This is a genomic window from Blastococcus colisei, from assembly GCF_006717095.1.
Taxonomy (GTDB): Bacteria; Actinomycetota; Actinomycetes; order Mycobacteriales; family Geodermatophilaceae; genus Blastococcus_B; species Blastococcus_B colisei.
The window spans coordinates 692,129-708,371 of the sequence record NZ_VFQE01000001.1 but is presented as its reverse complement, the minus strand read 5'-3'; the positions used below and the strand labels follow the sequence as shown (position 1 = coordinate 708,371).

General features: G+C 72.3%; 14 protein-coding genes and 3 tRNA genes. 5 read left to right on the top strand and 12 right to left on the bottom strand.

The window, feature by feature from the left end:
• Positions 1–5 precede the first annotated feature (5 nt).
• The 9 genes from FHU33_RS03360 to FHU33_RS03320 all read right to left on the bottom strand — a co-directional run bounded on the left by FHU33_RS03360 (position 6) and on the right by FHU33_RS03320 (position 8,467).
• Positions 6–1,436 carry a M1 family aminopeptidase gene (locus tag FHU33_RS03360; RefSeq protein WP_142024095.1) on the bottom strand — a complete coding sequence of 477 codons (1,431 nt, stop codon included), beginning with the start codon at positions 1,434–1,436 and terminating at the stop codon, positions 6–8.
• A complete protein-coding gene (locus tag FHU33_RS03355; RefSeq protein ID WP_142024094.1) occupies positions 1,433–1,846 on the bottom strand; it encodes a MaoC family dehydratase in 414 nt (137 codons plus the stop codon). Before FHU33_RS03355 ends, FHU33_RS03360 begins: the two co-directional genes overlap by 4 nt.
• 157 nt (positions 1,847–2,003) lie before the next feature.
• Positions 2,004–2,450, bottom strand: coding sequence for an FAS1-like dehydratase domain-containing protein (locus FHU33_RS03350; RefSeq protein ID WP_142024093.1), 447 nt, complete (start codon positions 2,448–2,450; stop codon positions 2,004–2,006).
• Positions 2,451–2,482: 32 nt separating this feature from the next.
• Positions 2,483–2,647, bottom strand: a complete 165-nt coding sequence (gene rpmG / locus FHU33_RS03345) for a 50S ribosomal protein L33 (protein WP_092194908.1) — start codon at positions 2,645–2,647, stop codon at positions 2,483–2,485.
• Between the two features lie 96 nt (positions 2,648–2,743).
• Positions 2,744–2,817: transfer RNA gene (locus tag FHU33_RS03340), tRNA-Met, on the bottom strand.
• A 47-nt stretch (positions 2,818–2,864) separates the two neighbouring features.
• Positions 2,865–2,937, bottom strand: a tRNA-Thr gene (locus tag FHU33_RS03335).
• 66 nt (positions 2,938–3,003) lie between these two features.
• Entirely contained in the window at positions 3,004–5,541 is a 2,538-nt protein-coding gene (locus FHU33_RS03330) for a putative bifunctional diguanylate cyclase/phosphodiesterase (RefSeq protein WP_246063238.1), read from the bottom strand.
• 449 nt (positions 5,542–5,990) lie between these two features.
• A complete protein-coding gene (locus tag FHU33_RS03325) occupies positions 5,991–8,186 on the bottom strand; it encodes a hypothetical protein (RefSeq protein WP_142024091.1) in 2,196 nt (731 codons plus the stop codon).
• Complete coding sequence (locus tag FHU33_RS03320; protein ID WP_142024090.1) at positions 8,183–8,467, bottom strand: hypothetical protein; 285 nt, start codon at positions 8,465–8,467, stop codon at positions 8,183–8,185. Before FHU33_RS03320 ends, FHU33_RS03325 begins: the two co-directional genes overlap by 4 nt.
• Before the next feature lie 151 nt (positions 8,468–8,618).
• On the opposite strand from FHU33_RS03320, the gene FHU33_RS03315 reads away from it, so the two are divergent.
• Entirely contained in the window at positions 8,619–9,050 is a 432-nt protein-coding gene (locus tag FHU33_RS03315; RefSeq protein WP_142024089.1) for a pilus assembly protein TadG-related protein, read from the top strand.
• Between the two features lie 51 nt (positions 9,051–9,101).
• On the opposite strand, the gene FHU33_RS03310 is transcribed toward FHU33_RS03315, so the two are convergent.
• Positions 9,102–9,183, bottom strand: a tRNA-Tyr gene (locus tag FHU33_RS03310).
• 92 nt (positions 9,184–9,275) lie between these two features.
• Here FHU33_RS03310 and FHU33_RS03305 point away from each other — a divergent pair.
• Positions 9,276–9,767: a YajQ family cyclic di-GMP-binding protein gene (locus tag FHU33_RS03305; RefSeq protein ID WP_142024088.1), complete on the top strand. Its 492-nt coding sequence runs from the start codon at positions 9,276–9,278 to the stop codon at positions 9,765–9,767.
• Positions 9,768–9,899: 132 nt separating this feature from the next.
• On the top strand, positions 9,900–10,874 hold the full coding sequence (locus FHU33_RS03300; RefSeq protein ID WP_142024087.1) for a DUF559 domain-containing protein: 975 nt from the start codon (positions 9,900–9,902) through the stop codon (positions 10,872–10,874).
• On the opposite strand, the gene htpX is transcribed toward FHU33_RS03300, so the two are convergent.
• Positions 10,871–11,743, bottom strand: coding sequence for a zinc metalloprotease HtpX (gene htpX, locus FHU33_RS03295; protein WP_142024086.1), 873 nt, complete (start codon positions 11,741–11,743; stop codon positions 10,871–10,873). The genes FHU33_RS03300 and htpX overlap by 4 nt on opposite strands.
• Before the next feature lie 175 nt (positions 11,744–11,918).
• Here htpX and FHU33_RS03290 point away from each other — a divergent pair, with 175 nt between their 5' ends.
• Positions 11,919–13,898, top strand: coding sequence for a 2-oxoacid:acceptor oxidoreductase subunit alpha (locus FHU33_RS03290; RefSeq protein ID WP_211354990.1), 1,980 nt, complete (start codon positions 11,919–11,921; stop codon positions 13,896–13,898).
• Positions 13,895–14,986, top strand: coding sequence for a 2-oxoacid:ferredoxin oxidoreductase subunit beta (locus FHU33_RS03285; RefSeq protein WP_142024085.1), 1,092 nt, complete (start codon positions 13,895–13,897; stop codon positions 14,984–14,986). The genes FHU33_RS03290 and FHU33_RS03285 overlap by 4 nt, the downstream gene beginning before the upstream one ends.
• A 66-nt stretch (positions 14,987–15,052) precedes the next feature.
• Here the strand turns inward: FHU33_RS03285 and FHU33_RS03280 are convergent, their stop codons facing one another.
• Positions 15,053–16,228 (bottom strand): PQQ-dependent sugar dehydrogenase, encoded by a 1,176-nt coding sequence (locus FHU33_RS03280; protein ID WP_142024084.1) that lies wholly within the window; start codon positions 16,226–16,228, stop codon positions 15,053–15,055.
• Between the last annotated feature and the right edge of the window lie 15 nt (positions 16,229–16,243).

The following is a 16,243-nucleotide window of genomic DNA, read 5'->3' as shown; positions in this document are numbered from 1 at the left end:
GGGTCTCAGCGCGGGGCGTCGTCCTCCCCGAGGGCCTGGGCGTCCTCGAGGACGGCCAGCGCGCCCGGCAGGTCGGCCAGCGCCCGATGGACGTCGGTCGGCGTGGCGATGCTCCATGCCGTCGCATCGACGTAGCACCTGATCGCCGCGTCGAAGGCCGCGTCCCCCACGGCCCGCTGCGCCGCCAGCAAGGCCGCGCCGCCCTTGTCGTAGACCAGCCGGAAGTAGCTGCCCGAGGTCTCGAACTCGTCCATGGCGGCGCCGACCGGCCCGGGCAGGGTCAGCGCCTGCTCGGTGACGAGACCCGAGCCGGGGTCGACGACGGCCTCGGCCCAGGACGCGAATGCCTCGTCGAGCCAGGGGTCGCGGAACTGCGAGTTGCCCACCATCCCGTAGAACCACTGGTGGGCCACCTCGTGGACGAGGACCTCCCGGCTCGGGGTGGCCTCGAGGATCATGCTCGGGTACTCGATGCCGCCGCCGAGGTCGGGCAGGAGCGCCACTGTCAGCGTCCGGTAGGGGAACGGGCCGAGGAACGCCTCGAGGTCGGCGATAGCCGCCACCGTCCAGGCACTGAGGACGTCGCCGGGGACCTCGGCGCCGGGCAGCACGCCGGTCGTCACCCGGGTACCGCCCGGAGTCGTCGTCCCCGTGGTGGTGAACGGCCCGGCCGCGACCGCGACGTCGCGGGCGACCGGCTCCCGCGATGTCCAGATCCGCCGCCCGTCGCGGGGGGCTGAGGGCTCGGCCTGAGCGCCGGTCATCAGCACCGTCAGCTCCTCCGGAGCCGAGACGGTGACGACGGTGTCCGCGACCGGGCTGGCCGTGGTCTCCCCGCTGAGCGCCACGAACGGGTCGCGGGCCCAGCCGACGCCGGGCTCCCAGGCGAGCAGCGGCGCACCGCTCGCCCACCAGGAGGTGCCCCCGGCGACGCCGAACCGATCGAACGCGCCACTGCCGAGGGTCAGCGAGAAGTCCAGCGACAGCTCGGTGGACTCTCCCGCCGCCAGCGCCTCCTCGAGCTCCACCACGTAGAGCCCGCCCGGGTCGGCCGCTCCCGCGGCCTCGTACCGGCCGCCGGCGACGTCGTCCCCCCGGACGTCCTCGACGACCAGCCGGTTACCGGCCGGCGCGGAGTCCGGACCGTTGGGTACGAGCCGGAAGACCAGCTCCCGGACGTCGATGTCCGGGGTGAAGACGACGGTCTCGGTGCCGGTGACGCTCCGCCCGTCGTCCGCGAGCCGGAAGTCGAGGGCTGTCTCGGGCCGGTCAGGGTCGGGCTCGGCCCGTGCAGCAGGGCAGCCCTCCTCCACGGCCTCCGGCGTGGGCTCCGTGGCCGCAGGCGGCGCCACGGTCACCGATTCGGCGAAGGACGTGCAGCCGGACAGGATCAACACGCCGGCAGCGACCAGGACGACCGGCCGCCGGCCCCTCATGCCAGACGGACGATCGCGCGAGCCAGGGAGAGCACCTTCTCGCCGCCGGTCGTGACGGTGAGGTCGACCCGGACCCGGCCGTCGTCGAGCAGCGAGCCGACCGTGCCGCGCACCGTCACCTCGGCGCCCTCGTCGTCGTCGGGGACGACGACGGGCCGGCCGAAGCGGACGTGCTGCTCGACGACCGCGGACGGGTCACCGGTCCAGGCGGTCACCGCCCGGCCGGCCAGCGCCATCGTGAACATGCCGTGCGCGATGACCCCGGGCAGCCCCACCGCGGTCGCGACGCGGTCGTTCCAGTGGATCGGGTTGAAGTCGCCGGAGGCCCCGGCGTAGCGGACGAGATCGGCACGGGTGATGCGGAAGACCTGCTCGGGCAGCTCCGCGCCCACCTCGACTGTCGTGCTCACGACACCCCCCGTTCGCTCCCGCGGGGCGCTCCGCTCCTCGCTCGCTCTGCCGTTACTCGCCTCCGCGCTCGCTCCGCTCCTCGCTCGCTGGCGCTCGCTGCGATGCTCACTCGCTGTCGGCTCGGTCGCTCGCTGCGATGCTCACGCCCCTGTCCGCTCACGATTCCCCCCGGGCCACGAGCATCGAGGTCGCGGTGCAGACGGGTTCGCCGTCCTCGGTGGCGAGATCGACCCGCGCCGTCAGCATGTCGTTGCCGGCCACGGTCCGGGCCGCGTCGATGGTGGTCGTCGCGACCAGCCGGTCACCCGCCCGGATCGGCCGGTGGTGGGCGAACTTCTGCTCGCCATGGACCACGCGGCTGTAGTCGATACCGACGTCGGGGTCGCTCAGCACGACGAAGGCGGCCTCGAGACTGACCACGATGGCGAACGTGGGGGGCGCGACGACGTCAGGATGGCCGGCGGCACGCGCGGCATCGGCGTCGCGGTGGACCGGGTCGTCCGCACCGATCGCGGTGGCGAACTCGGCGATCTTCGCCCGGCCGACCTCGTAGACGGCTGAGGGCGGGTAGCTGCGCCCGACCAGCTCCCGGTCCAGCGCCATGCTCCCGCCCTCGGCTCAGCTGTGGACCCGCGTCAGCGGGTCTCGCGGTGGAGCGTGTGCTTGCGCTCACGCGGGCAGTACTTCATCAACTCGAGCCGGTCGGGGTCGTTCCGCCGGTTCTTGCGAGTGATGTAGTTGCGGTTCTTGCACTCCTGGCAGGCCAGGGTGATCTTCGGACGGATGTCGGTTGCTGCCATGAGGAGTGCTCCTAGCCTTGTCGTTGCAGGTGTAGTGCATCGCGGCGGCGGCTGCCGACACGGTGACGGACCCCGGAGTGCGGGGTCCGTCGGGAGTAGCGGTGACCGGACTTGAACCGGTGACACAGCGATTATGAGCCGCTTGCTCTACCAGGCTGAGCTACACCGCCGGGATGACCGTGCGGCCCGGTCTCGCGACAGGACCGGCTGGCCACAGAGCCCCTTTACGGAATCGAACCGTAGACCTTCTCCTTACCATGGAGACGCTCTGCCGACTGAGCTAAAGGGGCGTGCTCGAAGAGCCGTCGAGAACTGTACCTGACCCGCGGCCCGCGCCGGGCAGGGGGTCGGACGGTTCAGGTCCGGACGAAGAGGCGCCGGTGGATGGCCCCCGGCGCAGCCTTCCGGACACCTGTGCGGGCCAGCAGCCAGCTCTCCAGGCGGTCGTCGGGCAGCGGCCGGCTGACCAGGAAGCCCTGCAGCTTGTCGCACCCCATCTCCGCCAGCAGGTTGCGGGTCAGCTCGTCCTCCACACCCTCGGCCACGACACGCAGGCCCAGGTTGTGAGCCAGCTCGATGATCGAGCGGGCGATGAACGATTCCCCCTGGCTGGTGGACATCCCCAGCACGAAGGACTTGTCGATCTTGACCTCGTCGATCGGCAGCTGACGGAGCTGCGACAGCGACGAGTAGCCGGTGCCGAAGTCGTCCATGGAGAGCCGCAGGCCCAGCCCGTGCAGGTCCGCGAGCACCGTGCTGTCGCGCACCGAGTCGTCGACGACGCTGCCCTCGGTCAGCTCGAGGGTGAGCAGCTCCCCCGGCACGCGGTGCCGCTGCAGCGCGCGCCGCACCCGCGCCACGAGGTCGGGCTCGGTGAGGCAGTGCACCGAGAGGTTCACCGCGACCGACAGCGCGATGTCCTGGTCCAGCCAGCGCCGGCAGCGGGCCAGCGCGAGGTCGAGCACGTGGTCGGTGACCGCTCCGATGCGGCCGATCTGCTCGGCGAGGTGGATGAAGTCGTCCGGCGCGATCGCCCCGTAGCGCGGGTGCGCCCACCGCACGAGCGTCTCCACCGAGACGATGTCGGAGGTCTGGGCATCGATGATCGGCTGGAAGACGACGCTGATCTGCCCGTCGGCCATCGCCTGCTCGAGTTCGGTACCCAGCTGCAGCCGGCGCAGGCTCTGCTGGTCGAGGACCGGGTGGTAGCTGGCCACCCCACCGGACTCGGCCGCCGCGAGGAGAGCGACGTCGGCCCGCTGCATCAGCATCCCGGAGTCGGGGCCGTGCACCGGTGCGGCGGCCACCCCGATCGTCAGCGTGACCTCCAGGTCCAGACCCGCCACGCGGGCGCGCGTCGACGCCGCCTCCCGCAGCCGCCGGGCGGCGCGCTCGGTGGCCTGCAGGGAGAGCCCGGGCAGCAGGACGGCGAACTGCTCGCCCTCCATCCGCGCCAGCCGTGCCGACGGCGGGGCGTGCTCGCGCAGCAGGCCGGCGGTGACCAGCAGCAGCTCGTCGCTCGCGGCGTGACCCAGGGTGTCGGTTACCTCGGTGTAGTTGCCCAGCGCCGCCAGGATCAGCCCAGCCCGTGCGCTGACCGGGTCGGCGGCGAGGAGCTCGTCGATCTCGGCTGCCAGGCGCTGGCGGTTGGGCAGCCCGGTCAGTCGGTCGTGGTCGGCGTCGTAGCGGATCTGCGTCAGCAGCTGCTGGTGCCGGATCGCCGCGTTGACGTGGGTGAGCATCGAGTCGAGGGCGGCGCGGTCGCTGTCGGCGAAGGTGATGACGTCGCTGCGCCGGTCGCAGACCTCGAGGTAACCGGGCTCGCCGGCCGCGGTCGTCACCGAGGCGCCGAGCAGATCGGAGACACCACGCCGGGCCAGCGCGGCCGTCTCCTCCTCGTCCGCGCGGTCGAGAGACACCCGGACCGGGCCATCCTCCGAGGCCACTGCGCGGCGGCGGAAGACGTCGTCGGGGTCGCCGGGGCCGTCGTACCAGACCGCCCCGTTCTCCGCGGAGACGACCATTCGAGGCTCTTCGTCCAGATAGGGCGGCAGCCAGAGTGCCACCCGCTCGGCGTTCAGCAGCTCGCGGACCGCGTGCACGATCTGGAGGGTGCCCTCCTCGTCGGGCGAGACCTGCTCCACCCGTCGCGCGAATTCATAGACCTGCTCCAGCGTCTGCCCCTCGCGTGAGACCGCGGCGAACCGTCGGAAGAGCAGCACGAGCGCCAGCATCAGCGGAGCGACCATCAGCCACGCCCAGGAGCTCACGTCGACGACCACCAGGATCGTGAGGCCGACCAGGACGGACACCGGGCCGATGATCACCACGGTCACGAGGAGGCTGGCCCACAGTGCACGGCCGGGATACCCCTGGGTGCACGTGATGGCGCCTGCGGTCAACAGGGCCCCGACCGCGCTGGCCGCCAGGACGGCGACCAGGTAGGAGAGCCACGTGGCCGGCGAGGAGATGTCACCGACGGGGAGCCAGGTGAGGACGGCGACGGCCACGCTGACCTCGAGGGCCACCACGGCCATGTTGAAGACGACCTTGGCCCGCGGGAAGCCCTGCGCGAGCAGGACGAAACCGACCGCCGCCGCCCGGGCCACCGCGGTCCAGGCACCACCGATCTCGACCAGCGCGATCACGAAGGCCAGTTCGGCCGCCGAGACGGAAAAGCCCTGCCGCCGGAACTCGACGTGGACGCTGAACCACTCGGCGGCCGCGAGAGCGCAGAAGAGCGCGAGGACCAAGGGCAGCTCGGCACTCACCGGAGCCGACCACAGCACCGCGAGGGACACGGGAACGGCCAACGCGAAGGCCAGCCACGCAACCGTCCAGGGATTGCGGAACAACGGCGGCCGGTATGGCGCGCGGGCGTCCTGCTGGGCCACTCTTACCTGCATTCCCCGGGGAAGATGGGCGCGACGAGGCTAACAGCGCGAAGACGCCGGACAACCCCCTCGTGACCCTAATGGGTCGGTCGTTCGGGGACCCCTCACTGAAGGGCCTCACGCCCGGGGGCTCTGGCCCCCGGGAGTTCAGCTCCAGCGAACGCCGCGGCTCCAACGAACTCCACGGCTCCAACGAACCCCACGGCTCCAGCGAACTCCACGCACGTTGCTGCTCATAGCGCCTCCTCAGGCATGACTGACTGCGACTTGCGGCAGCCACCTACGCGCGGGGGCAGAGCGTCGTTCAGTACGGACCGCGCGGGAGACATTGCTTCCCGTCACTCGATCGGACAAGCACCGAAGATCACGACCGGGTGACGGACAGTCGCGTCGTCGCTCTGTGTTATCAGACTTCCACGGCACGTCACCAATTGGAGTGGGTGACGCCGTCAGCGCCGCCCGGGCAGCAGGCCACCGAAGCGGCCGTGGGCGCCCTCGCGTTCCGCACGGTCGCGCAGCTCGTCGATCCCCATGTCGGCCATCCCTCCGGTCAGGAGGTCGAGGGTGGCACCGACCCAGTCCTTCTCCGGCGACGTCGGGGCCACCGGATCGCCCAGCCACCCCGCCGTCCGCCGGTAGGACGCCTCGGCCTGCGCCCGTACGGCGTCCGCCCGGGCCGTCAGGTCCGGCGGCAGCGCGGCGAGTGCATTCGCGCCGGCCATGTCGGCGTCGTGGCGCAGTCCCCGGTCCGGGAGCTGCTCGAACGTCCCGTCCATGTCGAGGAAGAGTGGGCCGTACGCGCCCAGGACGTCGGCGGCGACAGCCACGGGCTTGACCGGCACGTAGGAGACCACCTCCAGCACCCACCCAGCGGTCCAGTTCCACAGCCGCTCCTTGTTCTCGGCCTCCTCCTGCAGCTCGAACCCGTCCAGCGCGTGGTTCAACCGCTGCCCGTACTCCTGGACGGCGAGGTAGGCGGCGGGGACGGCGACGGCGGGCAGCGGGTGTGCGCGACTGCTCCCCGCCAGGTCGTGCGACTGCATGCCGGCCCACTCCGAGAGGGCACCCTCCACGGCAGCCGCGGCCTGCCGGTCCACCGTCAGGTAGCCCAGGCCCTTCAGCAGGTCCCCGCTCGCTTCTCCGCCGCCGCCGCCGGAGGCCACGCCGTCGGATGCCACGCCGTCGGATGCCCCATCGTCGGATGCCACGGCCCCGAGGGCGTTCGCCGCGAGGTCCACGTGAGCGGCCACCGCATCGCCCAACGCCGGGGACACCGCCGCGACGACGTCCCGGTCCACCGTCCAGTCGGCCGGGTCCCCCTCGACCAGCCCCGCCCCGATCGTCTCCAGCCCGAGCCGCACCGCCCGGTCCCCGGCCGGGCCGCTCTCGCGCCCGGCCTCGGCGACCAGGTCGCCGAGAGCCGTTCCGCCGTCGCCCCAGAACCGTACGAGCAGCGCCTCCCAGACCCGCTCGTCCCCGAGGAGAGCGGCTGCGGCCTCCGGGTCGCCGCTCCGCGCCACGAACTGCACCGCCACCGCCACCGGATCGGCCGCCTCGGAGGGCCACGCCACGGGCACCGTTCCGGCCGGCATCTTCTGGACGTGCTCGCGGACCAGCAGTTGCCGCGCCCACTCCCCCGCGGTTGCCGGCCGGAGCCCGGCGGAACCGGCCCCCGCGAGGAGCACGGCCGCCATCCCGGCAGCCGTCGCGGCGGCGCCGATGCGCTCGTCGGCGCGGACGTAGGTGGCTCCGAGCACGGCAGCCACCCCGTCGTGCGCGGACGGGCCCGGCGTCGCGGCACCGAGGGCTGATGCCAGGACACCCGCCAGCGGGTTGTCGGGACCGTCGGGGTCCTGACCGAGCAGCTGCAGCAGCAGGCCGACGCCCACCTCCCCCAGCCCCCGGACGAGTGCGGTGGCGAAGACGGGGTTCCCGGCCAGGCTCGCGGAGTCCGAGGCGAGGGCCGCGCGCTCCTCCGGGGTGAGGCTTTCGCCCATCATGGCGTCGGCCAGCGCACGACCCCGGCCGGCCAGCTCGGGATGCCCCCACCCGGGCAGCTCCGCCGCCAGGTACGCCAGCACGCGGCCACCGTCGCCCGTCCGCCCGGTGGCGCCCACCAGCCGGCCGGCGTCGGCCAGTTCACGGACCGTCGCGGCGGCGTCGTCCGCGAGCTCCTCGAGCACGAGTGCGTGCCGCCGCCGACGACGGGACTCCGCCGCCTCGAGCTCGGCCACCACCCCCACCCAGGCGGACGAGCCGGTCAGCACGGCCAGCCGCAGGTCCTCGCTCTGCCCGAGGCGCTGCCACGCCACCCGGAAGTCCTCGTCCTGCTCCTCGCGGAGGGCGGTCACCTCGCGCCGTGTGTCGCGCAGCAGCGCCCCGTGGGTGCTCAGCCGGCCGGCGGTGGCCCGCACCGCGTCCGCGGACCCGCGGGTGATGGCGGCGACGCGAGCCAGCTGGGTCGCGGCCGCCACCGCGTCGGCGCCCAGCCATGCCGGGGCCGACGCCGCCGGGCCCGACAGCTGATCGGCCAGCACGGCCAGCCAGTACGCAGCTCCGGTGACGTCGCGGACCAGGTCGTCGACGGCGGCCGGCTCGCCGGGCGGCATGTCGAGGGGCACCGGGTCCGGCATCTCGACGGTCATTCGGCACCCGACCGGCCACGGGATGCGAGCAGCGCCCGGTCCAGCGCCATCCAGGAGTCAGCGACGGCGGCGACCGTCGCGGCCAGCCAGCCGAGCTCTCCGGCCAGGGCCCGCCCGACCGCTCGTTGGCCGTCGAGGAACGCCTCCACCCCCGGCAGCAGGACGTCCCCCACGTTTCCCGGCCGAGCCAGCCGGGGCGCGATCTCCTCGGCGTCCGCGGCGGCCCCGCGCAACGTGTGGGCGAGGGCGTGGACCTCGGCCGGCGGCATCTCGATGGACATGGCGGCAGTCTGGCGGGGCCGGACCACCTGCCGCGGCCGTCGTCCACAGGCCCGGTCGCTTCTCCAAGCCGCCACCCGATCGGGTGTCCACAGTGTCCACAGATCCTGTCCACAGGCAGTGGACAACCGTTCCGCTGCCTAGAGTGCCCGGGTGCGCAGCGACGTCCGGAACCCCGAGCGGGGGTCGACGCTGCCCTTCGTGCTGGTCTGCTGGACCGTGGCCGCGCTGATGGCGTTCGGGGCCATCGCGGCGTCCGACGCGTTCCTCGAGCAGCAGGAGGTGCAGTCGGTGTGCGACGGCGCCGCACTGGCTGCGGCCAACCGCGCCGACGAGGCCGTCGTCTACACGAACGGGCTGGGGAACGGCCTGCCGTTCACCCGGGCGACCGCACAGGCCGCCGTCGCCGATCAGCTGGCCGACGGAGGAACCGCGCTGGACTCCTGGGCGGTCGAGACCGACGGCGCCGAGGTCACCGTCCGGTGCACCCGCTACGTCGACATCGCCTTCGGCTGGCTGTTCCTGGGCGGCGAGCCCCTGGAGCGCACCGCGACTGCGAGCGCCCGCGCGCCGACCCTGCCCTGAGCGCGCGAACGGCCCCCGACCTGGAGGGGTCGGGGGCCGTCGTACCGGGCGTGGCGGGTGAAGGATTCGAACCTTCGTAGGCTAAGCCGACGGATTTACAGTCCGCTCCCATTGGCCACTCGGGCAACCCGCCCTGCGGTGGTACCGGAGCAGCGTACAAGAACGGCGGACGACGTCCTCGGAAACCCCCCGGGACGCGGTCCGCCCAGCGGAAGGAGAAAAGCCATGGCCGACGCGTCCTTCGACGTCGTGAGCAAGGTCGACCGCCAGGAGGTCGACAACGCCCTCAACCAGGCGGGCAAGGAACTCTCGCAGCGCTTCGACTTCCGCGGGACCAACGCCACCATCGCGTGGGCCGGGGAGGACGGCGTCAGCCTCCAGGCCGACACCGAGGAACGCGTCGCCGCGGCGCTCGAGGTGTTCAAGGAGAAACTGATCAAGCGCAACATCTCGCTCAAGGTGCTCGACGCCGGCGAGCCGCAGGCCTCGGGCAAGACCTACAAGATCGGCGCCAAGATCAAGCAGGGCATCGAGAGCGACGTCGCCAAGAAGATCGCCAAGCTGATCCGCGACGAGGGCCCGAAGGGGGTCCAGGCGCAGATCCAGGGCGAACAGCTCCGCGTCAGCGGCAAGAAGCGGGACGACCTGCAGGCGGTGCAGCAGCTGCTGCGCGGCGCCGACCTCGACGTCGCCCTGCAGTTCGACAACTACCGCTAGCCCGGCCACGGTGACCCTCAGTCGGACATTGCCGCATCCCGGATGTCCGCCTGAGGGACACCGTGCGCGCACTGTCCACAGCCGCCGGCTCGATGTCCGCGCCGCCGAGGGCCCGGGCGGCACCCTGACCCGGTGCACGACCTCGCCGCCCTGCTGGGCCCCTGCCGAACCGCTTCCGCCGCCACGCTGTCGAGGGCCGCGACGGACCGCACCGTCCGGCGGTGGCTCGCGTCCGGTCGGCTCGTCCGCCTGCACCCCGGCTGGGTCACGCTGCCCGAGTGGCGCGACGACTGGACCGTCCGGGCCCATGCCGCGACGGGATACACCGGCGGCGTTCTGCGCCACGCGAGCGCCCTGCACGCGCACGGCCTGGTGGACGAGGGGCTGACCCGGCTCGACGTCACGGTCCAGCGCGATCGCGTCCGCAGCACCCGGTGGCTGCGCATCCACCGCAGCGCGCGCCCTACCGGCATCGTCATCGCGAGTGGTCTCGCGGCCACGTCCATCGCGCGGGCGCTGGTGGACACCTGGGGCGATGCTCACGAGGGTCGGCACAGCCGCGGCTACACCGACCTGGCGCAGCAGGCGGTCTTCCGCGCCGCCAGGGAACGGCGTCTCGACCCGGCCGGTGTCGAGTCGGAGCTCGGCCTCGTGCCCCGGCTCCCCGGACTCGCCGCTCTCCGCGAGCTGCTCGGGGCAGTTGCGGCCGGACAGCAGAGCCACCTGGAGCGCCTCGGCCTGCAGGCCCTCCTCGCCGCCGGTCTGCCGTCACCGGTGCTCCAGCACGAGATCCGGCTGGGGGCCGGGACCGTGCACGTCGACGCGGCCTGGCCGGAAGTCAGGCTGGCCGTCGAGTTCGACGGGGCGGCGTTCCATGCCGACCGCGAGGCGTGGCAGCGCGACCTCCGGCGGGACGCCGCCCTGGCCGCCCTGGGGTGGGTCGTCCTGCGCTTCAGCTATGCCGACATCACCCGCCGTCCGACGGCATGCGGCGCGCAGGTCGCGGCCGCTTACCGCACGCGCGTCCACGGTGTCCCCGTGGCGGACGTTCCTGGAGCCAGAATGTCCGGCAGTGGGTCACCGTGGCCGAGGTCAACCGACAATTAGCGGCCGAGCTCCCGGGCCAGCTCCTCCAGCCGCGCGATCCGCTGCGGCATCGGGGGGTGGGAGGCGAACATCGAGGCCATCCCCTGGCCGCGGAACGGGTTGGCGATCATCAGGTGGCTCTGGGTGACCAGCCGGTCGTCCTGCGGCAGCGGCAGCGCGGTCGCTCCGCGCTCGATCTTGCGCAGCGCCGACGCCAACGCCAGCGGGTCCTGCGACAGGACCGCGCCCGAGGCGTCGGCCTGGAACTCGCGGCTGCGGCTGACCGCCATCTGCACCAGGCCGGCCGCCAGCGGCCCGAGGAAGACCAGCAGCAGCCCCCCGAGCGCGTTCCCCCCGCCCCGGTCGTCGGACCGCCCGCCGAACAGAGACGCGAACATCGCCATGTGCGCCAGGTAGGTGATGACCGTGGCCATCGCGCCGGCCACGGAGCTGATCAGGATGTCGCGGTTGTAGACGTGCGAGAGCTCGTGGGCGAGCACACCCCGCCGCTCGCGACGGTCGAGCAGCTCGAGGATGCCCTGGGTGACGCACACGGCCGCGTTGCGCGGATTGCGGCCGGTGGCGAACGCATTCGGCTGATTGGTCGGGCTGACGTAGAGCCGCGGCATGGGCTGGCGGGCCTCGGTCGCCAGCTCGCGCACCATCGCGTACAGCTGCGGCGCCTGGGTCTCGGTGACGGGGAACGCCCGCATCGCGCGCAGCGCCAGCTTGTCGGAGTTGAAGTACGCGTAGCCGTTCACGCCCAGCGCGATCACGAGCGCGATGAACAGCCCGCCGCGACCGCCGACGAAGCCCCCGATGGCCAGGATCAGCCCACCCATGGCCCCCAGGAGGACGGCGGTCTTGAGTCCGTTGTTCCAGCGCTGCACGTCCGGTCCAACGCCGCGCCGCGGGACGCCGTTCCCCGGGCGGGTGCGACCTCTCCCTCGTCGGAATGAGGGAGACCGACGCCCGGTTGGAGGATCAGAGAGATCGTGGTGTCCGGATCCACAACCCGGCCGCCGACACACGCACGTAACCTCGGCCGGTGGAGGTACACCACTGATGACTGCGTTCACCCCGACCACGGCGGACGGCGAGCCGCTGACCAGTGCGGCGACGGGCGGGCTGGTGAAGAGCGTCGTCGAACTCGATCGCGTCGTCATCCGGCTCGCCGGTGACTCCGGCGACGGCATGCAGCTCACGGGCAACCGGTTCACCAGCGAGACGGCGAGCTTCGGCAACGACCTGTCGACGCTGCCGAACTTCCCGGCCGAGATCCGGGCGCCGACGGGGACCCTGCCGGGCGTCAGCTCCTTCCAGCTGCACTTCGCCGACCACGACATCATGACGCCGGGCGATGCTCCCGACGTCCTCGTGGCCATGAACCCGGCCGCGCTGAAGGCGAATCTCATCGACCTTCCCGGTGGCGGCCTGCTCATCCTCGACTCCGACGAGTTCACCCCACGGAACCTGGCGAAGGTCGGCTACGCGACCAACCCGATCGAGGACGGGTCGCTGGAGGGCTGGCAGACCGTCAGCGTCCCGCTGACCTCCATGACGACCGACGCCCTGAAGGAATCCGGCCTCGGCAAGAAGGAGGCCGAGCGCTCGAAGAACATGTTCACGCTCGGCCTGCTCTCCTGGATGTACCACCGGCCCACCGAGGGCACGATCCGCTTCCTCGAGCGCACGTTCCGCCGCAAGCCCGAGATCGCCGCCGCGAACATCGCGGCCTTCCGGGCCGGCTACAACTACGGGGAGACGACGGAGGCCTTCGCGGTCTCCTACGAGATCAAGCCCGCCCCGATGGCGCCTGGTCGCTACCGCAACATCTCCGGGAACCAGGCGCTGGCGCTGGGCCTGGTCGCGGCCGGCCAGCGGTCGGGACTGCCCATCTTCCTGGGCGCCTACCCGATCACCCCGGCGTCGGACATCCTCCACGAGCTGTCGAAGCACAAGTCGTTCAACGTGCGCACCTTCCAGGCCGAGGACGAGATCGCCGGCATCGGCGCGGCGCTGGGTGCCTCCTTCGGCGGCGCGCTGGGCATCACGACGACGTCCGGGCCGGGTGTGGCCCTGAAGGCCGAGACCATCGGCCTGGCAGTCATGACCGAGCTGCCGCTGGTCATCGTCGACGTCCAGCGCGGCGGTCCCTCGACGGGCCTGCCCACCAAGACCGAGCAGTCGGACCTGCTGCAGGCCCTGTTCGGCCGCAACGGCGAGGCCCCGGTCCCGGTCATCGCCCCGCGCTCGCCCGGTGACTGCTTCGACGCCGCCCTCGAGGCGACCCGGATCGCGCTGACCTACCGGACGCCGGTCATCCTGCTGTCCGACGGGTACCTGGCCAACGGAGCCGAGCCCTGGGCCGTCCCGGCAATCGACGACCTTCCCGACCTGACCGGCAGCGTGGACTTCGCGACGGAACCGAACGGGAAGGCCGCCGACGGCGAGGAGGGCGTCTTCCTGCCCTACCTGCGCGACGAGGAGACTCTCGCGCGACCCTGGGCCATCCCGGGAACCGCGGGGATGCAGCACCGCATCGGCGGGCTGGAGAAGGCCGACCGGACGGGGAACATCTCCTACGACCCGGCCAACCACGACTTCATGACCCGCACCCGCCAGGCCAAGATCGACGGCATCGCCAACAGCCTGGCGCCGACCGAGGTCGACGACCCCGACGGGAACGCCCGCGTCGCCGTCATCGGCTGGGGGTCCACCTACGGTCCGATCGGTGCCGCCTGCCGGCGGATCCGCCGGTCCGGGCGCGCGGTCGCGCAGGTGCACCTGCGCCACCTCAACCCGATGCCGAACGACCTCGGGGAGATCCTGCGCCGCTACGACCGGGTGGTCTGCCCTGAAATGAACCTCGGCCAGCTCGCCATGCTGCTGCGGGCGAAGTACCTGGTCGACGTCGAGAGCCACACCCAGGTCCGCGGCCTGCCCTTCCGGGCGGCCGAGCTGGCCGCCGTCATCCAAGAGGTCATCGACCGCACAGGGACCCCCGAGACCATCGGCGCCACCGCGAACGGAGAGCTCCAGTGACCACCGTCGAACTCGGCATGCCGGCCGAAGGCCCCGTCGCCGACGCGATCGCGCACTCGGTCGAGGCCCACGGTCCCAAGCAGACCGAACTCAAGGGCAAGGACTTCAAGACCGACCAGGAGGTGCGCTGGTGCCCCGGGTGCGGGGACTACGTCATCCTCAACGCGGTCCAGAGCTTCCTGCCCAGCCTCGGCATCGCCCGCGAGGACATGGTCATCGTGTCCGGGATCGGCTGCTCGTCGCGCTTCCCGTACTACATGAACACCTACGGGATGCACTCGATCCACGGCCGCGCGCCGGCGATCGCCACCGGCCTGGCCGCCTCCCGTCCCGACCTCTCGGTCTGGGTCGTGACCGGCGACGGCGACGCGCTCTCCATCGGCGGCAACCACCTGATCCACGCCCTGCGCCGCAACGTGAACATGACGATCCTGCTGTTCAACAACCGGATCTACGGCCTCACCAAGGGCCAGTACTCCCCCACCTCCGAGGTCGGGAAGGTCACCAAGTCCACGCCGATGGGCTCGATCGACGCCCCGTTCAACCCGGTGTCGCTGGCGCTGGGCGCCGACGCCACCTTCGTGGGCCGGGCGATGGACTCCGACCGCAAGGGGCTCACCGAGGTCCTCCGGCAGGCCGCCGAGCACCAGGGCACGTCCCTGGTGGAGATCTACCAGAACTGCAACATCTTCAACGACGGCGCATTCGAGCTGCTCAAGGACCCGGCCACCGGCACCCAGTGGTCGATCCCGCTGGACCACGGCAAGCCACTGGTGTTCGGTCCGGACGGCGCCTCGTGCGTGGTGCGCGACGACTTCGGCGGGCTGCGGATCGCCGAGACCAACCAGGTCGACGAGTCCGACATCGTGGTGCACGACGCGCATCGGGAGAACCCGGCCTACGCGTTCGCCCTGTCCCGGCTCTCGAGCCAGGATCTGCGCTACACGCCGATGGGCGTCTTCCGGTCGGTGCAGAAGCCGACGTACGACGCGATGATGGCCGAGCAGCTCGACGTCGCTCGCGTCCAGGAGCCGGCCGACCTCGATGCGCTGCTGGCCGGCGGCGACACCTGGACCGTCGAGGCCTGAGAGTCCACGTGATGACTGCCGCGGCGCGCGGCGCGGACTTGCTGCTCGCGTGAGCAGGAGGCGCGCTCAGCGGGGCGTGACCCTCAGGAGCACATCCTCGGCGTCCCCGTTGTCGGTGGTCACGTAGAGCGCGCCGTCGGCGCCGAGCTGCGGGGTGCGGATCCGCCCGTAGGTCTCCTCGAGCTCCGGGATGCGGAACTGCTCGACCAGCCGGCCCTGGTCGTCGAGCCGCAGAGCGAGCACGCCGGTGTCCTTCTGCACGCCGAGCAGCAGCAGCCCTGCGTAGTCGGCCCACTGCTCTCCCTCGAGGAAGGTCGCACCGCTGGGCGCGATCGTGGGATCGCCCGACGACCACACCGCCGGCACGGCCGCAGGGAGCGCGGGGTCGGTCATCGGAACGCTCTCGTCGTACCGCCCGGAGCCGACCGGGTCCCAGCCGTAGTTCGCACCGGCCTGCAGGAGGTTCACCTCGTCGTCGACGTCCGGCCCGTGCTCCACGGAGAACACCTGGCCGGTGCCTGGGCGCACCGCCAAGCCCTGGACGTTGCGGTGGCCGTAGGTCCAGATGTAGGCCGCTTCGGGATCGGCCCGGTCGGCGAACGGATTGCCCTCGGCGGGCTCGCCGGTCTCCGGGTCGACGCGCAGCACCTTGCCGGCCAGCGTGCCGAGGTCCTGCGGGTTGGTGCCGACGGCGTTGTCCCCGGTACCGATCAGCAGGGCACCGTCCGGGCCGAACTCCACGCGGCAGCCGCCGTGCCGGCCCGACTGCTCGTTGGCCGGGATGCCGGGGACCAGCGGATCGGCCACGCGCGTGGCCGTGCTCCAGTCGTCGGCGGCCGTCCAGGCGATCACCTCGATCGAGGGGCCGCCGTCCGGGCCGCCGTCCGTGACGCCCTGGCAGGTGTAGAACCGCCGGTTCTCGGCGAAGCCCGGGTCGACCGCCAGACCCATGAGGCCCGTCTCGCCCCGGGCGTACAGGTCGCCGAAGTCAGCGGACATCTCGCGCACCGTGCCGTCCGGCAGGACGGCGGTGAGGCCGCCGGCACGCTCATCGACCAGCAGCGTGCCGTCAGGTGTCTGGGCGACGTCCCACGGGTGGTCGAGACCGTCGGCGACCACGGTGACCTCCAGCCCCGGCGCGCCGGTCGGCGGGGACGTCGTCGGCGGGGTGGAGACCTGGTTCGCGCCGTCGTCGTCGGCGGAGCCTGCGGAGCACGCGGCTAGCAGGAGGGCGGCCCCCATGCAGGGTCCCGCCGC

Coding starts and splice junctions, on each gene's coding strand:
- FHU33_RS03280 (WP_142024084.1), bottom strand. CDS start 16,228: ATGGGGGCCGCCCTCCTGCTAGCCGCGTGCTCCGCAGGCTCCGCCGAC.
- rpmG (WP_092194908.1), bottom strand. CDS start 2,647: ATGGCAGCAACCGACATCCGTCCGAAGATCACCCTGGCCTGCCAGGAG.
- FHU33_RS03360 (WP_142024095.1), bottom strand. CDS start 1,436: ATGAGGGGCCGGCGGCCGGTCGTCCTGGTCGCTGCCGGCGTGTTGATC.
- FHU33_RS03290 (WP_211354990.1), top strand. CDS start 11,919: ATGACTGCGTTCACCCCGACCACGGCGGACGGCGAGCCGCTGACCAGT.
- FHU33_RS03320 (WP_142024090.1), bottom strand. CDS start 8,467: ATGTCCATCGAGATGCCGCCGGCCGAGGTCCACGCCCTCGCCCACACG.
- FHU33_RS03305 (WP_142024088.1), top strand. CDS start 9,276: ATGGCCGACGCGTCCTTCGACGTCGTGAGCAAGGTCGACCGCCAGGAG.
- FHU33_RS03325 (WP_142024091.1), bottom strand. CDS start 8,186: ATGACCGTCGAGATGCCGGACCCGGTGCCCCTCGACATGCCGCCCGGC.
- FHU33_RS03350 (WP_142024093.1), bottom strand. CDS start 2,450: ATGGCGCTGGACCGGGAGCTGGTCGGGCGCAGCTACCCGCCCTCAGCC.